Genomic DNA, 15,573 nt, shown 5'->3' on the forward strand with positions numbered 1-15,573 from the left:
TGCTAAAAGTGGTGATTACCCAAGAAGCCCCCACTTCAAGCAACCCGTAAGGGTGGTAAGTGGTGGGTAGTTCACTGTAAGCAACAGACCTTTGACTAAGAAGGAAGGAGTTAGTAATGTCAATTTCGATAAAAGAATTAGAAGAAAAATTAATTCACAAAAATGAAACGGATCAAGAAATGTTAGAGACACTACGAAAGGATGAGAGGAAAGGTGTACAGAGATTATTAAAACGATATGAAACGATGAAAAATAAACAATTTGCATTAGAAGAAATGCACGTACAAATGACTAAATATGAAAACACTCTTCGAAAAAACGGAAATAAAAACATAGCTGGTCTAGATGAGGTAGGAAGAGGTCCATTAGCTGGCCCAGTTGTAGCAGCTGCAGTTGTTTTGCCTGTTGAATTTAAGTTACTAGGACTAACTGATTCGAAAAAACTATCGAAGGAAAAGCGAGAAATTTTTTATGAGATTATTAGAGAAGAAGCAGTTGCCTATTCAATTCAAATGGTTCATGCTGCTCAAATTGATGAGATAAATATATATGAAGCTACAAAACTAGCAATGTCAAAAGCTGTGAAAGATTTGACATGCCAATTAGATCATTTGTTATTAGATGCGATTACTCTTGATGTATCAATTGAACAAACGCCTATAATAAAAGGCGATCAAAAAAGCATTTCAATCGCTGCGAGTTCGATATTAGCGAAAGTAACAAGAGATCGGTACATGACTGAGCTGGATAAAGAATTTCCAGGATATGGGTTTACTAATCATGTAGGTTACGGTACGAAAGAACATTTAGATGCTATTTCTAAGTTAGGAATTACACGAGAACACAGGAGATCTTTTCGACCAATTAAAGATAGTCTACTAGTTACATAAGTAGGAGTTGAGTCCATTGCTTCATTCTTACATTCAAAATCACTCAGAGAAGAAAATACAAAGTACAAAACAGTATAAAAGCTTTTCCTTAACAACAGGCCAACTGTTTCATGGGAGAATTACGAATATTTTTCCGAGTCATATTCAAGAAGATGCTTCTCTTGTAGATGTGCTTGCCGAGCTGGAATTGAATCAAGCGATCCCTCAGGAACTATATGAAGTGGTAGCTGAAGTGTTTGCATTTATTTATCGTATTGATCGTAATGTATAAAAAAGAGTTGGTATAAGTGAAGCCACTGTAAAAGGTGAAAACCAGAAGGCACTGAAAAAGGTAAAAAAATCGATCTTTTTCAAAGCGCTCAAAAAGCAACCTTTTTCAGTAGTATCGTACAAGTAGCACGTCTAGTTTAGGACATACTATGTGTGCAAGCTTTTTTTATTGGTGGGATAAATTTAGTAAGGGAGGCGATGTGAGATGAAAGATGATAAATCATCCGTACGAGAAGCAGAAATGCTTCTGAAACAATTCAGGGAAGAGTATGCGCATGAATTTGGTTTCCATCACTCTGTACAAGAGTCTGATTCAAAGACAAATCTAATGAAATATATCTTGAATCAAAAGGATAAAGATGCAGACAAGGAAAACCAAGAAGAGAAAAAGAAACAACGTAAATAGCGTATTTGGAAGTGTTGGACTGTTTTTGAAAAATCCATATCCTTATGAATTAGTGGAAGGTTATGAAGAAAGTGAAACTGATTATTCAAACATTGCAGAAGAGAAAATTGGATAATGTCAAACTTTTTCAATTAATTTGAAAGGGAGAGGGAATTTCCCCTCCCCATTTTGACAAAACAATGGTAGAATAAAGAAGGATTCAGTCATTTCACATCGTATGTGTTGAATGGCATGAAATTACATGCAATTGATAGGAGGCTGGAGAGAGAATGAATATCCACGAGTATCAAGGAAAAGAGCTACTTCGTCAGTACGGTGTTGCGGTTCCTAACGGAAAAGTAGCGTTCTCAGTAGATGAAGCAGTTGAGGCAGCAAAGGAACTAGGGTCTAAAGTAAGTGTTGTAAAAGCACAAATCCATGCAGGTGGTCGCGGAAAAGCCGGCGGTGTTAAAGTTGCAAAAGGTTTAGATGAAGTTCGTACATATGCAAATGAGATTCTTGGGAAGACGCTTGTAACTCATCAAACTGGACCAGAAGGCAAAGAAGTAAAGCGCTTACTTGTTGAAGAAGGCTGCGATATTAAAAATGAATATTACATTGGTCTAGTATTAGACCGTGCTACTTCAAGCGTTGTTTTGATGGCTTCTGAAGAAGGCGGAACAGAAATTGAAGAAGTTGCTGAAGCGACTCCTGAGAAAATTTTTAAGGAAATAATAGACCCAGCAGTCGGTTTGCAAGGTTTCCAAGCACGTCGCCTTGCATTTAATATTAATATTCCAAAAGAACTAGTAGGACAAGCAGTTAAGTTTATGCTCGGCCTTTACAAAGTGTTTGTAGAAAAAGATTGTTCGATTGCTGAAATTAACCCACTTGTCACTACTGGTGATGGAAAAGTTATGGCGTTAGACGCAAAATTGAACTTTGATTCAAATGCTCTTTATCGTCAAAAAGATATTCTTGCATATCGTGATCTTGAAGAAGAAGACGCAAAAGAGATTGAAGCATCAAAATACGACTTAAGCTATATTTCTTTAGATGGAAATATCGGTTGTATGGTTAATGGAGCCGGTCTAGCTATGGCAACAATGGATATTATTAAACATTATAGTGGCGATCCTGCTAACTTCCTTGATGTAGGTGGCGGTGCAACAGCAGAAAAAGTTACTGAAGCGTTCAAGATCATTCTTTCAGATGAGAGCGTAAAAGGAATTTTTGTTAATATCTTCGGTGGAATTATGAAGTGTGACATTATTGCTGAAGGTGTAGTTGAAGCTACGAAACAAGTGGGTCTTGAAATTCCACTTGTCGTTCGTTTAGAAGGTACAAATGTTGATCTTGGTAAGCAAATTCTTAAAGATTCAGGTTTAAATATTACAGCTGCAGATTCAATGGCTGATGGCGCACAAAAAATCGTTTCATTAGTGAAATAGAAAGGCGGGACATCTATAATGAGTATCCTTATTAACAAAGATACAAAAGTTATTGTTCAAGGGATTACAGGAGCTACGGGCTTGTTCCATACAAAGCAAGCTGTTGAATATGGTACGAATATTGTCGGTGGTGTAACACCTGGTAAAGGTGGTACAGAAGTAGAAGGAATTCCGGTATTTGATACAGTAGAACAAGCAGTAAAGGCAACTGGTGCAAATGCATCTGTTATTTACGTGCCACCTGCATTTGCTGCAGATGCAATTATGGAAGCAACAGATGCTGGTCTGGATTTAGCTATTTGTATTACTGAAGGAATTCCAGTAATGGATATGGTTAATGTTAAGCGATATATGGAAGGCAAGAAAACTCGTCTTATCGGACCAAACTGCCCAGGTGTTATTACGCCTGAAGAATGTAAAATTGGTATTATGCCAGGATACATTCATAAAAAAGGTCATGTAGGAGTTGTATCTCGCTCTGGTACACTTACGTATGAGGCAGTACATCAATTATCTACAAATGGGATTGGTCAGTCATCAGCTGTAGGGATTGGTGGAGACCCAGTAAATGGAACAGACTTCATTGATGTTTTAAATCTTTTCAATGAAGACCCAGAAACGTATGCAGTTATTATGATTGGTGAAATTGGTGGTACGGCTGAAGAAGAAGCCGCTGAATGGGTAAAAGCAAACATGACAAAACCAGTTGTTGGATTTATTGGTGGTCAAACAGCTCCTCCAGGAAAGCGTATGGGACATGCTGGTGCAATTATTTCTGGTGGTAAAGGGACAGCTGCGGAAAAAATCAAAACAATGGAAATTTGTGGTATTAAAGTAGCTGAAACTCCATCTGTTATGGGTGAGACACTCATTTCTGTCCTTAAAGAGAAGGATTTACTAGAAAAGTGTACAACACATAAAGTAACAAACTAATATAATTGGAGAAAGTCCTCAGGTAGTTGGGGGCTTTCTTCTAATTAAAAAGGAGCTGGTTAATTGATGCCATTTATTAGAGAACGGCTCGTTCATGTTCATAGCTGTTCAGACATGTCTAGAAGTCTCTTACGCAATATCCTTTTCGCTGACCCTGATTTGCAGAAGATTTATGGTGATTCTGTGTCTGATCTGCAAACCCAATTCAAAATACCTCATAGTAAGGCACTAAGCATCTATAAATACCTTCGTGCTACTTCTCCTGAACAACTTTTAGCTTATTTTGATTCAAAAAACATTTTTACAATAACGATTCTAGATTCAGACTACCCTCTTTTATTAAAAGAAATATACGATCCACCACTCGTTTTATATGGGATGGGGCTACGAACGATTCTAGCATCAGAAAAACGATTAGCTGTTGTTGGAACACGTGCACCAACGTCTATAGGAGTACAAACGATTTCTAAGCTGATTCCAGCTATCTCACGAAACGACTGGACAATTGTTAGTGGTTTTGCAAGAGGCATAGATTCTTTAGCTCATTGGCAAACGATTAATGCGTCGGGAAAAACAATCGCCGTTCTCGGTTCAGGTCTATCTTATTTATATCCGAAAGAAAATTTTGATTTGTTTTCACAAATGTCGAAAAACCATCTTATCCTGTCTGAATACCCACCTAATACCCCCCCACAAAAATGGCATTTTCCTGCACGAAATCGAGTGATTAGTGGACTATGTAAAGCTGTCCTTGTTATTGAAGCGAAAGAACGAAGTGGTTCTTTAATAACGGCAGATCAGGCTTTAGAGCAAGGAAGAGATGTATTTGCTATTCCTGGTTCTATTTTTTCATCTCAATCAAAAGGGACGAATTTACTTATCCAACAAGGAGCGAAATTAGTGTTACATGAAGAGGATATTTTACAAGAATTACAGGAGCATTAAAGTGAAAATAATACACATTTCGACAAAAAGCAACCACATCTTATTCCCTCCATTTCCAACTCCTGTTTGACAAATGGTAAAAGTCTGTTTAATAATAGGGAAGATTTTAATTATATCTTCGAGAGAGGGAGTTGCTTACATGGCCGATTATTTAGTAATCGTTGAATCTCCCGCCAAAGCAAAGACCATTGGAAAATATTTAGGGAAAAAGTTTATAGTAAAAGCTTCAATGGGACATGTTAGAGACTTACCAAAAAGTCAAATGGGAGTAGATGTAGAAAAAAATTATGAGCCCAAGTACATTACAATTCGTGGAAAAGGTCCCGTTTTAAAAGAATTAAAAACAGCTGCAAAAAAAGTAAAAAAAATCTATCTCGCAGCTGACCCTGATAGAGAAGGTGAAGCGATTGCTTGGCATCTCGCTCACAGTCTTGATATTGATGAAAATTCAGAATGTAGAGTCGTCTTTAACGAAATAACAAAACAAGCAATTAAGGACGCTTTCAAAACACCACGTCCGATAAACATGGATTTGGTTGATGCACAGCAAGCTCGGAGAATTCTAGACCGGTTAGTAGGGTACAACATTAGCCCATTATTATGGAAGAAAGTGAAAAAAGGGTTAAGTGCTGGACGGGTTCAATCTGTTGCTGTAAAAATGATTATAGAACGTGAGAAAGAGATACAAAGCTTTGTACCAGAAGAGTATTGGAGCATTCCTGCGCAATTTTCACTTGAGGGTGAGACATTTGATGCAAAATTCTACGGAATAGAAGGAAAAAAGCAAGAATTGAAATCTGAAGGCGATGTAAAAAATGTTCTTTCGAAACTGTCAAATAATCAGTTTGATGTGGTGTCAGTAAAGAAGAAAGAACGGAAACGGAATCCTGTTTCTCCTTTTACAACTTCATCACTTCAGCAAGAAGCTGCACGTAAGTTGAATTTTAGAGCAAAGAAAACAATGATGATCGCCCAACAGTTATATGAGGGAATTGAGTTAGATAAAAAAGAAGGTGCGGTAGGGTTGATAACTTACATGCGTACAGATTCAACTCGTATCTCAGAAACCGCTCAGGAAGAAGCAAAGCAGTACATTCAAGAAACATTTGGTGATGAATATACACGTACTGAAAAACGTGTTGTGAAAAAAGATAAAAAGGCACAAGATGCGCATGAGGCAATTCGACCAACATCTGTCTTTAAAGATCCAAAGACCGTAAAAAGCTTCTTGTCTAGAGATCAATTACGACTATATAAACTTATCTGGGAGCGGATGGTTGCAAGTGAGATGGCTCCAGCTATTATGGACACAATGACCGTGGACATTGAACAAAATGGAGTCCAATTTAGAGCTACCGGATCAAAGGTGAAGTTTGCCGGATTTATGAAAGTGTATATAGAAGGAAATGATGACGGCAAAAAAGAAGAGGATCGTCTATTACCGAACTTGGAAGAAGGTCATAAGGTTGAGAAGGTAGAAATAGAACCGAATCAACACTTCACACAGCCGCCTCCAAGGTATACAGAGGCGAGACTCGTAAAGACGATGGAAGAGCTTGGAATAGGTCGCCCATCTACCTATGCACCTACGTTAGATACCATCCAAAGGCGTGGGTATGTAGCTCTTGAGGACAAGAGATTCATTCCAACAGAATTAGGTCAAATCGTCTTGGAGCTTATTGTTGAATTTTTTCCTGAGATTCTTGATGTTGAATTCACAGCGAAGATGGAAAATGATCTTGATTCAATAGAAGATGGTCAGAAGGAATGGATACGAATTATTGATGAGTTCTATAATGGCTTTGAGAAACGCTTAGCCGTTGCAGAAGAAGAAATGAAAGAAGTAGAAATTAAAGATGAACCTGCTGGTGAAGATTGTGAAAAATGTGGTCATGAAATGGTCTATAAAATGGGGCGCTATGGGAAATTTATGGCTTGCTCAAACTTTCCGGAGTGTCGTAATACAAAAGCAATTGTCAAAGATATCGGGGTGAAATGTCCTACTTGTAAAGAAGGCAATATTGTTGAACGGAAAAGTAAGAAACGACGTATTTTTTATGGGTGTGACCGTTATCCTGAGTGTGAATTTATTTCGTGGGATAAGCCGATCGCGCGTCCTTGTCCGAAGTGCGGAAAAATGCTTGTAGAGAAAAAGAGTAAAAAAGGCGTTAATGTTGAGTGTTCGGCGTGTGACTACAAGGAAGAATCTAATTAATTGACGGGAAAGTGAAAAATCTTGTAGTTGTTTGCTGTATTATGATAATATAGTTTAATGAAAAAGAGAGGGTGGCTCAGGAAAGAAAAGTCTGTCCCCTAGTGCAGAATATATAAGCTGTGAAATTGCTCACTCTGATATATTGTGTAAATACTAGGTGTCAGATTTTTATGGGTCACCCTCATTTCTACTGTAAGATGGAGGGATTATTTTGAAGAAGCAACATGTTAACGTGATCGGTGCAGGTCTAGCTGGTAGCGAAGCGGCTTGGCAGCTTGCAAAACGAGGCGTTACTGTACATTTATATGAAATGCGCCCGGTAAAGCAAACGCCGGCTCATCATACCGATAAATTTGCTGAATTAGTATGTAGTAATTCATTAAGAGGAAATGCATTAACGAATGCTGTAGGTGTTCTGAAAGAAGAAATGCGTAACTTGGATTCAGTTATTATTCGCTCTGCAGATGATGCCTCAGTTCCAGCAGGAGGAGCACTAGCTGTTGATCGGCATGAATTTGCAGGTGCGGTTACAGACCGTGTCAGAAATCATCTGAATGTTACCGTATTCAATGAAGAGATCACCTCGATTCCTGAAGGTCCAACGATTATTGCTACAGGTCCTTTGACTTCAGAGAGTCTGTCAAAAGAGTTAAGAGAAATAACAGGCGAAGAATACTTATATTTTTATGATGCAGCTGCTCCGATTATTGAAACTGAATCAATTGATATGGATAAAGTTTATTTAAAGTCAAGATATGACAAAGGAGAAGCGGCTTATTTAAATTGCCCAATGACGGAAGAAGAGTTTGATCGATTTTATGAGGCGCTTATTGCAGCAGAAACGGTTCCTTTGAAAGAGTTTGAAAAAGAAATTTTCTTTGAAGGATGTATGCCGATAGAAGTAATGGCAAAGCGTGGCCGAAAAACAATGTTATTTGGACCGATGAAACCAGTTGGGTTAGAAGATCCTAAAACGGGTAAAAGGCCGTTTGCTGTAGTTCAACTAAGACAGGACAATACCTCAGGTACACTCTACAATATTGTTGGATTTCAAACTCATTTAAAGTGGGGACCACAAAAAGAAGTACTGCAATTAATCCCTGGCCTTGAAAATGCTGAAATCGTTCGGTATGGCGTTATGCATCGAAATACATTTATCAACTCACCAAACTTACTGAAATCAACGTATCAATATAAAGAGCGTGATGATTTGTTTTTTGCAGGTCAAATTACAGGTGTAGAAGGATATGTTGAGTCGGCAGCGGCAGGTCTTGTAGCTGGAATAAATGCCGCGAACTATGTACAAGGAAAAGAGCTTATAACATTCCCGGATACGACGGTTATTGGAAGTATGGCTTCATACATTACAACGGCGAATTCTAAGAACTTTCAACCGATGAACGCAAACTTTGGGTTGTTACCACCTTTAGAAGAGCGAATTCGTGATAAAAAAGAGCGTTATAAGACCTTAGCTAACCGTGCAATCAGTACAATTCAGAATTTTGTGAAAAAAATGTAAATAACGTTGTCAGAGCTACTTAATCATGTTAGAATTTAGTAGCTCTGTGAGTGATGAGGGTGTTTAGATTGGGAAAACAGTCCTGGCTAGATTTATTTCTTACATATTTGCGATTAGAGAAAAGTAGTTCTATACATACGACAACGAATTATGCTCGTGACATTGCAGACTTTGAGTTGTTTATGAAAAAACGTGGCATTGTTTGTTTTTCTGACGTTACGACTCAACATGTACGCGACTATTTATTATTGCTTTTTGATAAACAATATGCGAGAAAGACGGTCTCTCGTAAAATTTCCGCTTTGCGAAGCTTTTACATGTTTCATATGAGGGACGGGAGGGTAAATGAAAATGTGTTTGTAGCAGTTACCCTTCCAAAAAGTGGAGAGCGTTTGCCGACTTTCTTATATGAAGAAGAAATGACAGAGCTTTTTGATTCATTAACGGGTTCTGAACCACTAGATCTAAGAGACCGTGCTATATTAGAGCTATTATACGCGACTGGTATGCGTGTAAGTGAATGTAGCCAACTTGATTTAAATGATCTTGATTTTTCAATTGGAACAGTATTAATTGTTGGGAAGGGACGCAAAGAGCGCTACACACCAATAGGCGCATTTGCGAGCGATGCCTTGCAGAAGTATTGTGATAAGGGAAGAAATTCTCTCTTGGCCAAAGCAAAGCAACCCAATTCCTCATTGTTCTTAAATTACCGAGGAGGTACATTATCTGATCGTAGTATTCGAACGATTGTGAAAAAGCGAATGGAAAGGGTATCTGATAATAAAAAGTTACGTCCTCATGATTTAAGGCATTCGTTTGCAACACATATGTTAAATAACGGAGCGGATTTGCGTGTAGTTCAAGAGCTTTTAGGTCATGAACATCTCTCAACAACTCAAATATACACACATGTAACAAAAGATCGATTACGGGACGTATACAAACATTCTCATCCAAGGTCATAAAAGGATGTAAGGAGGATATATATGGATCAATCTTTTCATGCAACAACTATTTTTGCGGTTCAACATAATGGTGAATGTGCTATGGCGGGGGATGGCCAAGTTACATTTGGAAATGCTGTCGTAATGAAACATACTGCAAAAAAAGTTCGTAAAATCTATCAAGGGAAAGTCATAGCTGGCTTTGCTGGTTCTGTAGCTGATGCGTTTACACTGTTTGAAAAGTTCGAAGCAAGACTTGAAGAGTATAACGGTAATCTTCAACGTGCTGCAGTTGAACTTGCAAAAGAGTGGAGAAGTGATAAAGTCCTTAGAAGGCTTGAGGCGATGTTGATCGTAATGAATAAAGAGCATTTGTTACTTGTGTCAGGTACAGGTGAAGTGATTGAACCCGACGATGGGATATTAGCGATTGGCTCTGGTGGCAATTATGCACTATCTGCGGGGCGTGCTTTAAAGAAACATGCTTCTGAGTTAACGGCTAAAGAGATTGCCAGAGCTGCATTGGAAACAGCTGGCGAAATTTGTGTGTATACCAATTTGAATATAGTAGTTGAAGAACTTAAATAGTTGACTGAATCCAGATTGGAGAGTGACAATGTGAAAGCAAATTTAACTCCGCGTGAAATTGTTGAACGTTTGAATCAATTTATTGTAGGACAAGAAGATGCAAAGAAATCCGTAGCTATTGCCTTGCGTAACCGCTACCGTAGATCTTTACTTGATGACAAAATGAAAGAAGAAATTACGCCAAAAAACATTTTAATGATTGGTCCTACAGGCGTTGGGAAAACGGAGATTGCTCGTAGACTAGCGAAGCTAGTAGGAGCTCCTTTTGTTAAAGTAGAAGCAACAAAATTTACTGAGGTTGGTTATGTTGGTCGTGACGTTGAATCAATGATCAGAGACCTTGTAGAAACTAGTGTGAGAATTGTCAAAGAAGAGAAAATGCAGCAAGTTCGTGCACAAGCTGAGGAAAATGCAAATGGTCGTCTTGTGGATTTACTCGTACCACAAGCAAAAAAGCAGTCTTCTTATAAAAATCCCTTTGAGATGATTTTTGGTGGGCAAGCAACACAAGAAGTAGAGCCAGAGCCAAGTGAAGAAACAAACATAGCTCAAAAGCGAAGACAAATGGCGCATAAGCTTGCTTTAGGGGAACTAGAAGATCACATAGTAACGATAGAAGTCGATGAACAGTCACAAAGCTTTTTGGATATGTTTCAAGGGCAAGGCATGGAGCAAATGGGAATGAACATGCAAGAAATGCTTGGTGGGATGTTACCTAAGAAAAGAAAGAAAAGACGTTTGCCGGTTTCGGATGCTAGAAAGGTTCTAATAGAAGAAGAAGCTCAAAAGCTAATTGATATGGATGAAGTGAGTCAAGAGGCTGTGACGAAAGCAGAACAGTTAGGGATCATATTTATAGATGAAATTGACAAAGTAGCTAGCAAAGGTCAACAATCTGCTGATGTATCACGGGAAGGTGTGCAACGTGATATTTTGCCTATTGTAGAAGGTTCGAATGTTGTTACGAAATATGGATCGGTTAAAACAGATCACATTCTCTTTATTGGGGCCGGAGCATTTCATATGGCAAAACCATCTGATCTAATTCCGGAGCTTCAAGGACGTTTTCCAATAAGAGTTGAACTTGCTAATTTATCAGTTGATGATTTTGTACGTATTTTAATTGAACCGAATAATGCATTAATTAAGCAATATGTGGCACTTCTTGAAATGGAAGGTATAAAAGTAACGTTTTCGGACAAAGCTGTTCATAAGATTGCGACTATTGCAACGGAGGTAAACCAAGAAACCGAAAATATAGGTGCAAGACGTTTGCACACAATTCTTGAAAAATTGCTCGAGGATCTATCATTTGAAGCACCAGATATTAATTTAGAGGAAATTGTCATAACGCCTGAATATGTAGACGAAAAACTGGCTTCTATTGCAAAGAATCGAGATCTTAGTCAATTTATTTTGTAATGTTGTAGGAGGAGAAGGAATGAATTTATTATCAAGAACAAGAAAAATTAACGAAATGCTTCAAAAAACAGGGGTTCAGCATGTCAATTTTAAAGATATGGCTGAAACGCTTCGAGATACGATTAGTGCAAACACTTTCGTTGTGAGTCGTCGTGGAAAGCTTTTAGGCTATGCAATAAAACAAGAAATTGAAAATGAGCGTATGAAAAAGATGCTTGAAGATCGTCGTTTTCCAGAAGAGTATACAGATGGACTTTTCAAAATCGAAGAAACATCTGCTAACCTGGATATTGAAAGTGACTATACGGCATTTCCCGTAGAAAATAAGGAATTGTTTAGTAGTGGTTTAACAACAATTGTTCCAATTCTAGGCGGTGGGCAAAGACTTGGTACATTAATTCTTGCTCGTTTGAATGATTCCTTTAGTGATGATGATTTAATTTTAGCTGAATATGGAGCAACAGTTGTTGGAATGGAAATTCTGCATGAAAAAACACAGGAAATTGAAGAAGAAGCAAGAAGCAAAGCAGTTGTCCAAATGGCAATTAGCTCTCTTTCATACAGTGAACTAGAGGCTGTTGAACACATTTTCCATGAATTAGATGGAAAAGAAGGATTACTAGTGGCTAGTAAAATTGCTGATCGAGTTGGGATTACCCGTTCTGTAATTGTTAACGCTCTTCGCAAACTTGAAAGTGCTGGTGTTATTGAATCGCGTTCACTAGGAATGAAGGGAACATATATTAAAGTCTTAAATGATAAGTTTTTACTAGAATTGGATAAATTAAAAGCGAAGTAAAAAAGTATAGCATTAAGAGAAAGTGTTTCTTATTGATAAGTTGCTTTCGTGAAATGCATGAAAAAGAACAAGGGTGTGTTCAAAGGTTATAAAGACCTTGGATATACCCTTGTTCTTTTTTTGACATAATAATAGTCCGGATATATGAGAAGACTGTGATAGAATTCTATAAGAGTATGAAGGATCATAAAGAAACATGTCGAAATGCGTGTTATGTTAGTGGTGGTTAATAATATTATCAAAGGTTCTTGTGACAAAAGTCTACATTTTATATAGTTCTTTTATCACGAATGCTAGTATGACAAAAACGATGTTAGACTTTTGGAACGAGTTTTAATACTATTCTCATAGAGACTTTGTGAAAATATGTGAAAATAAAGTGCGAATGTTGTCGAATTCATAATTAGTGTCGGAAGGTGATTGATCTTGGATCTTTTTGGAAGTTCAACATTTAAAGTGTTAGAAAGAGGGTTAACTGGTGCCCATTTACGACAGAACAGCATATCTCAAAATATAGCAAATCTCGACACTCCCAATTACACTGCAAAGCAAGTTAATTTTAAACATACATTAAACGATGCTTTAAATGAGACAAAATTAAAAGCTAATCGGACAAATGAGCTTCATGTAGATTTTAGTACAGCAAAACTGTCTACAGTTGTGGAAGCTAATCGATCTACAACGTACAATCATAATCAAAATATTGATTTGGAGATGGCTGAGCTGGCCAAAAATCAAATTTATTATAATGCAATGATTGATCGATTGAATGGACGATTTACAAATTTGCAAACGGTGATAAGAGGAGGGAAGTAGGCGCCCATATCCAAAAAGATGTAATCAAACTTTTGACAAGTAATTCAAGTTGAGAAAAGAAACGATGTAAACGCTCAACATTCAAATCAACAAGCTTCGAAAAATCAGACCCACCCCCAATATAGGAAATGCCAGATGGACTTTCCTCAATAATATCCAAGATAGATAGTTGACTTTCCAATAAATCCATGAGGTGATAATCCCATTAAGATATCTAAATTGCCCATCCAAATATCCAAATCAATAATCGCCACTTGTTTTCCAGAGAGTCATAATGGAGAAAAGGATCGTTATAACAATTATTTGCCTCCCATCTCGAATTTGGAGGTGGAAGAGGATATATATGAGCAATCTGATACAGCAAAAGTACTTTCTCTTTCGAAAAAAGGATTAAACGCTGAAGAAATTGCGAAAAGATTACATTTAGGAAAAGGAGAGGTAGAATTAATGTTGAAATTTTACCGTTAATGTCTAATTATGCTTGCAACAACATTATCAATATGATATAGTAATCAACGGTGTTAATCACACACGCTTTCTAATTTATGTGAAGGTGCTGGATATCCAGTCTCTCATAAAGATGATGAGGGCGGAGGCTAAAAAAAAACCAATTTTAAAGGAGGTGTTTGATGTGGCAGTAATCTCCATGAAGCAATTATTAGAAGCTGGGGTACACTTCGGTCACCAGACTCGTCGTTGGAACCCTAAGATGGATCGCTACATCTTCACAGAACGTAACGGTATTTACATTATTGACTTACAAAAGACAGTCAAAAAGGTTGAGGAAGCGTATAACTTTGTACGTGACTTAGCTGCTGACGGAGGGAAAATCCTTTTCGTAGGTACAAAAAAACAAGCTCAAGATTCTGTTAAAGAAGAAGCTGAGCGTTGTGGTATGTACTTCATTAATCAACGTTGGTTAGGTGGTACATTAACGAACTTTGAAACAATCCAAAAACGTATTACTCGTCTTAAAAAGCTTGAAAAGATGCAAGAAGACGGTACTTTTGATGTTCTTCCTAAGAAAGAAGTTATTCTTCTTAAGAAGGAAATGGATCGTTTAGAGAAGTTCTTAGGTGGTATCAAGGATATGAAAGGTGTTCCTGATGCACTTTTTGTAATTGATCCTCGTAAAGAGCGCATTGCAATTGCGGAAGCTCACAAGCTAAACATCCCAATTGTTGCGATTGTAGATACAAACTGTGACCCTGATGAAATTGATTATGTAATTCCTGGTAACGATGATGCAATTCGTGCTGTTAAACTTTTAACAGGTAAAATGGCCGATGCGGTAATCGAATCTACTTCTGCTGAAGAAGAGGTAGAAGTTGAAGAAACAACAACAGCTTAATTTCATTTGCTAAAAAAGGGTGGTAAAGGGGTATTACCCTTTACCACCTTTTTTTTATGAACTCGTAATTAAGTTTATAAGATGATGTACCTGTACATACTGACACTTTAAGGAGGCGTTTTTGATGGCTGTAACAGCGAGCATGGTAAAAGAATTGCGTGAAAAAACTGGCGCAGGGATGATGGATTGTAAGAAAGCTTTAACAGAAACAAACGGTGATATGGAGAAAGCAATTGATTTTCTACGTGAAAAAGGGATTGCAAGTGCTGCTAAGAAAGCGGATCGTGTAGCTGCAGAAGGTCTTGCTGCTGTGAAATCTGAAGGCAACAAAGCGGTAATCGTTGAAGTTAATTCAGAAACAGATTTCGTTGCTAAGAACGAAAATTTCCAAAAGCTTGTTGGGGATTTAGCTTCACACCTTATTGCTAATGCACCATCTTCTGTTGAAGTAGCTTTAGAGCAACCATTTGCAAATGGACAAACGGTTCAAGAATACATTAATGCTTCAATTGCTAAAATTGGCGAGAAAATCTCTCTTCGTCGTTTTGAAATTGTCGAAAAAGAAGATGGAGATGCTTTTGGTGAGTACTTACATATGGGTGGCCGTATTGGTGTGCTTTCAGTTGTAAGTGGCTCAACTGACTCAGAATTGGCAAAAGATGTTGCGATGCACGTTGCTGCTATTAATCCAACGTATGTTTCTCGTGACGAAGTATCACAAGAAGAAGTAGAGCGTGAACGTGAGGTTCTTACGCAACAAGCATTAAACGAAGGAAAACCGGCTAAGATCGTTGAGAAAATGGTAGAAGGGCGTCTTTCTAAGTATTTTGAACAAGTATGCTTACTTGATCAACCATTTGTTAAAGATGGCGATCAAAAAGTAGGCAAATATGTTCAAGGTAAAGGTGCGTCAGTAAAGAGCTTTATCCGTTATGAAGTTGGAGAAGGTATCGAAAAACGCGAAGATAACTTTGCTGAAGAAGTAATGTCTCAAGTGAAGAAGTAATCAAAATGAAGGGGCACAATGTGTCCCTTTTTTCAG

At 37.7% G+C, this 15,573-nt stretch carries 16 protein-coding genes; all 16 read left to right on the top strand.

All coding sequences use genetic code 11. The features are described from left to right. Positions 1–116: 116 nt before the first annotated feature. The 16 genes from SLH51_RS09795 to tsf all read left to right on the top strand — a co-directional run bounded on the left by SLH51_RS09795 (position 117) and on the right by tsf (position 15,537). Positions 117–890 carry a ribonuclease HII gene (locus SLH51_RS09795; protein WP_335961063.1) on the top strand — a complete coding sequence of 258 codons (774 nt, stop codon included), beginning with the start codon at positions 117–119 and terminating at the stop codon, positions 888–890. Positions 891–906: 16 nt separating this feature from the next. Beyond that, a complete protein-coding gene (locus SLH51_RS09800) occupies positions 907–1,161 on the top strand; it encodes an EscU/YscU/HrcU family type III secretion system export apparatus switch protein (RefSeq protein WP_335961065.1) in 255 nt (84 codons plus the stop codon). Between the two features lie 204 nt (positions 1,162–1,365). Further along, entirely contained in the window at positions 1,366–1,566 is a 201-nt protein-coding gene (locus SLH51_RS09805) for a hypothetical protein (protein ID WP_335961066.1), read from the top strand. 269 nt (positions 1,567–1,835) lie between these two features. After that, entirely contained in the window at positions 1,836–2,996 is a 1,161-nt protein-coding gene (sucC, locus tag SLH51_RS09810) for an ADP-forming succinate--CoA ligase subunit beta (RefSeq protein ID WP_335961068.1), read from the top strand. Positions 2,997–3,014: 18 nt separating this feature from the next. Beyond that, positions 3,015–3,929 carry a succinate--CoA ligase subunit alpha gene (gene sucD / locus SLH51_RS09815; RefSeq protein WP_335961070.1) on the top strand — a complete coding sequence of 305 codons (915 nt, stop codon included), beginning with the start codon at positions 3,015–3,017 and terminating at the stop codon, positions 3,927–3,929. A gap of 66 nt (positions 3,930–3,995) precedes the next feature. Continuing rightward, the gene (gene dprA, locus SLH51_RS09820; RefSeq protein WP_335961181.1) at positions 3,996–4,874 is read left to right on the top strand and encodes a DNA-processing protein DprA; all 879 of its coding nucleotides are present in this window, start codon (positions 3,996–3,998) and stop codon (positions 4,872–4,874) included. Positions 4,875–5,013: 139 nt separating this feature from the next. Beyond that, on the top strand, positions 5,014–7,089 hold the full coding sequence (gene topA, locus SLH51_RS09825) for a type I DNA topoisomerase (RefSeq protein WP_335961072.1): 2,076 nt from the start codon (positions 5,014–5,016) through the stop codon (positions 7,087–7,089). 211 nt (positions 7,090–7,300) lie between these two features. After that, complete coding sequence (trmFO, locus tag SLH51_RS09830; RefSeq protein ID WP_335961074.1) at positions 7,301–8,608, top strand: FADH(2)-oxidizing methylenetetrahydrofolate--tRNA-(uracil(54)-C(5))-methyltransferase TrmFO; 1,308 nt, start codon at positions 7,301–7,303, stop codon at positions 8,606–8,608. 53 nt (positions 8,609–8,661) lie between these two features. Then, positions 8,662–9,576, top strand: coding sequence for a tyrosine recombinase XerC (gene xerC, locus SLH51_RS09835; protein ID WP_335961077.1), 915 nt, complete (start codon positions 8,662–8,664; stop codon positions 9,574–9,576). Positions 9,577–9,597: 21 nt separating this feature from the next. Next, positions 9,598–10,143: an ATP-dependent protease subunit HslV gene (hslV, locus tag SLH51_RS09840; protein ID WP_335961078.1), complete on the top strand. Its 546-nt coding sequence runs from the start codon at positions 9,598–9,600 to the stop codon at positions 10,141–10,143. A gap of 30 nt (positions 10,144–10,173) precedes the next feature. After that, on the top strand, positions 10,174–11,565 hold the full coding sequence (hslU, locus tag SLH51_RS09845) for an ATP-dependent protease ATPase subunit HslU (RefSeq protein ID WP_335961080.1): 1,392 nt from the start codon (positions 10,174–10,176) through the stop codon (positions 11,563–11,565). A 19-nt stretch (positions 11,566–11,584) separates the two neighbouring features. Further along, complete coding sequence (gene codY / locus SLH51_RS09850; RefSeq protein WP_335961082.1) at positions 11,585–12,364, top strand: GTP-sensing pleiotropic transcriptional regulator CodY; 780 nt, start codon at positions 11,585–11,587, stop codon at positions 12,362–12,364. 426 nt (positions 12,365–12,790) lie between these two features. Next, positions 12,791–13,180: a flagellar basal body rod protein FlgB gene (gene flgB, locus SLH51_RS09855; RefSeq protein WP_335961084.1), complete on the top strand. Its 390-nt coding sequence runs from the start codon at positions 12,791–12,793 to the stop codon at positions 13,178–13,180. 327 nt (positions 13,181–13,507) lie between these two features. After that, on the top strand, positions 13,508–13,648 hold the full coding sequence (locus tag SLH51_RS24445) for a DUF6115 domain-containing protein (RefSeq protein WP_390183935.1): 141 nt from the start codon (positions 13,508–13,510) through the stop codon (positions 13,646–13,648). A 163-nt stretch (positions 13,649–13,811) separates the two neighbouring features. Further along, positions 13,812–14,531: a 30S ribosomal protein S2 gene (gene rpsB / locus SLH51_RS09860; RefSeq protein WP_332690264.1), complete on the top strand. Its 720-nt coding sequence runs from the start codon at positions 13,812–13,814 to the stop codon at positions 14,529–14,531. Positions 14,532–14,655: 124 nt separating this feature from the next. Next, entirely contained in the window at positions 14,656–15,537 is an 882-nt protein-coding gene (gene tsf / locus SLH51_RS09865) for a translation elongation factor Ts (RefSeq protein ID WP_335961086.1), read from the top strand. Positions 15,538–15,573 lie beyond the last annotated feature (36 nt).

This window comes from Halalkalibacter kiskunsagensis (assembly GCF_037027555.1).
GTDB lineage: Bacteria > Bacillota > Bacilli > Bacillales > Bacillaceae_D > Halalkalibacter > Halalkalibacter kiskunsagensis.

What these genes read in the sequence shown, in the direction of transcription:
- SLH51_RS09795 (WP_335961063.1), top strand. Translation starts at nt 117, where the DNA reads ATGTCAATTTCGATAAAAGAATTAGAAGAAAAATTAATTCACAAAAAT.
- SLH51_RS09805 (WP_335961066.1), top strand. Translation starts at nt 1,366, where the DNA reads ATGAAAGATGATAAATCATCCGTACGAGAAGCAGAAATGCTTCTGAAA.
- sucC (WP_335961068.1), top strand. Translation starts at nt 1,836, where the DNA reads ATGAATATCCACGAGTATCAAGGAAAAGAGCTACTTCGTCAGTACGGT.
- sucD (WP_335961070.1), top strand. Translation starts at nt 3,015, where the DNA reads ATGAGTATCCTTATTAACAAAGATACAAAAGTTATTGTTCAAGGGATT.
- dprA (WP_335961181.1), top strand. Translation starts at nt 3,996, where the DNA reads ATGCCATTTATTAGAGAACGGCTCGTTCATGTTCATAGCTGTTCAGAC.
- topA (WP_335961072.1), top strand. Translation starts at nt 5,014, where the DNA reads ATGGCCGATTATTTAGTAATCGTTGAATCTCCCGCCAAAGCAAAGACC.
- xerC (WP_335961077.1), top strand. Translation starts at nt 8,662, where the DNA reads ATGAGGGTGTTTAGATTGGGAAAACAGTCCTGGCTAGATTTATTTCTT.
- hslV (WP_335961078.1), top strand. Translation starts at nt 9,598, where the DNA reads ATGGATCAATCTTTTCATGCAACAACTATTTTTGCGGTTCAACATAAT.
- codY (WP_335961082.1), top strand. Translation starts at nt 11,585, where the DNA reads ATGAATTTATTATCAAGAACAAGAAAAATTAACGAAATGCTTCAAAAA.
- tsf (WP_335961086.1), top strand. Translation starts at nt 14,656, where the DNA reads ATGGCTGTAACAGCGAGCATGGTAAAAGAATTGCGTGAAAAAACTGGC.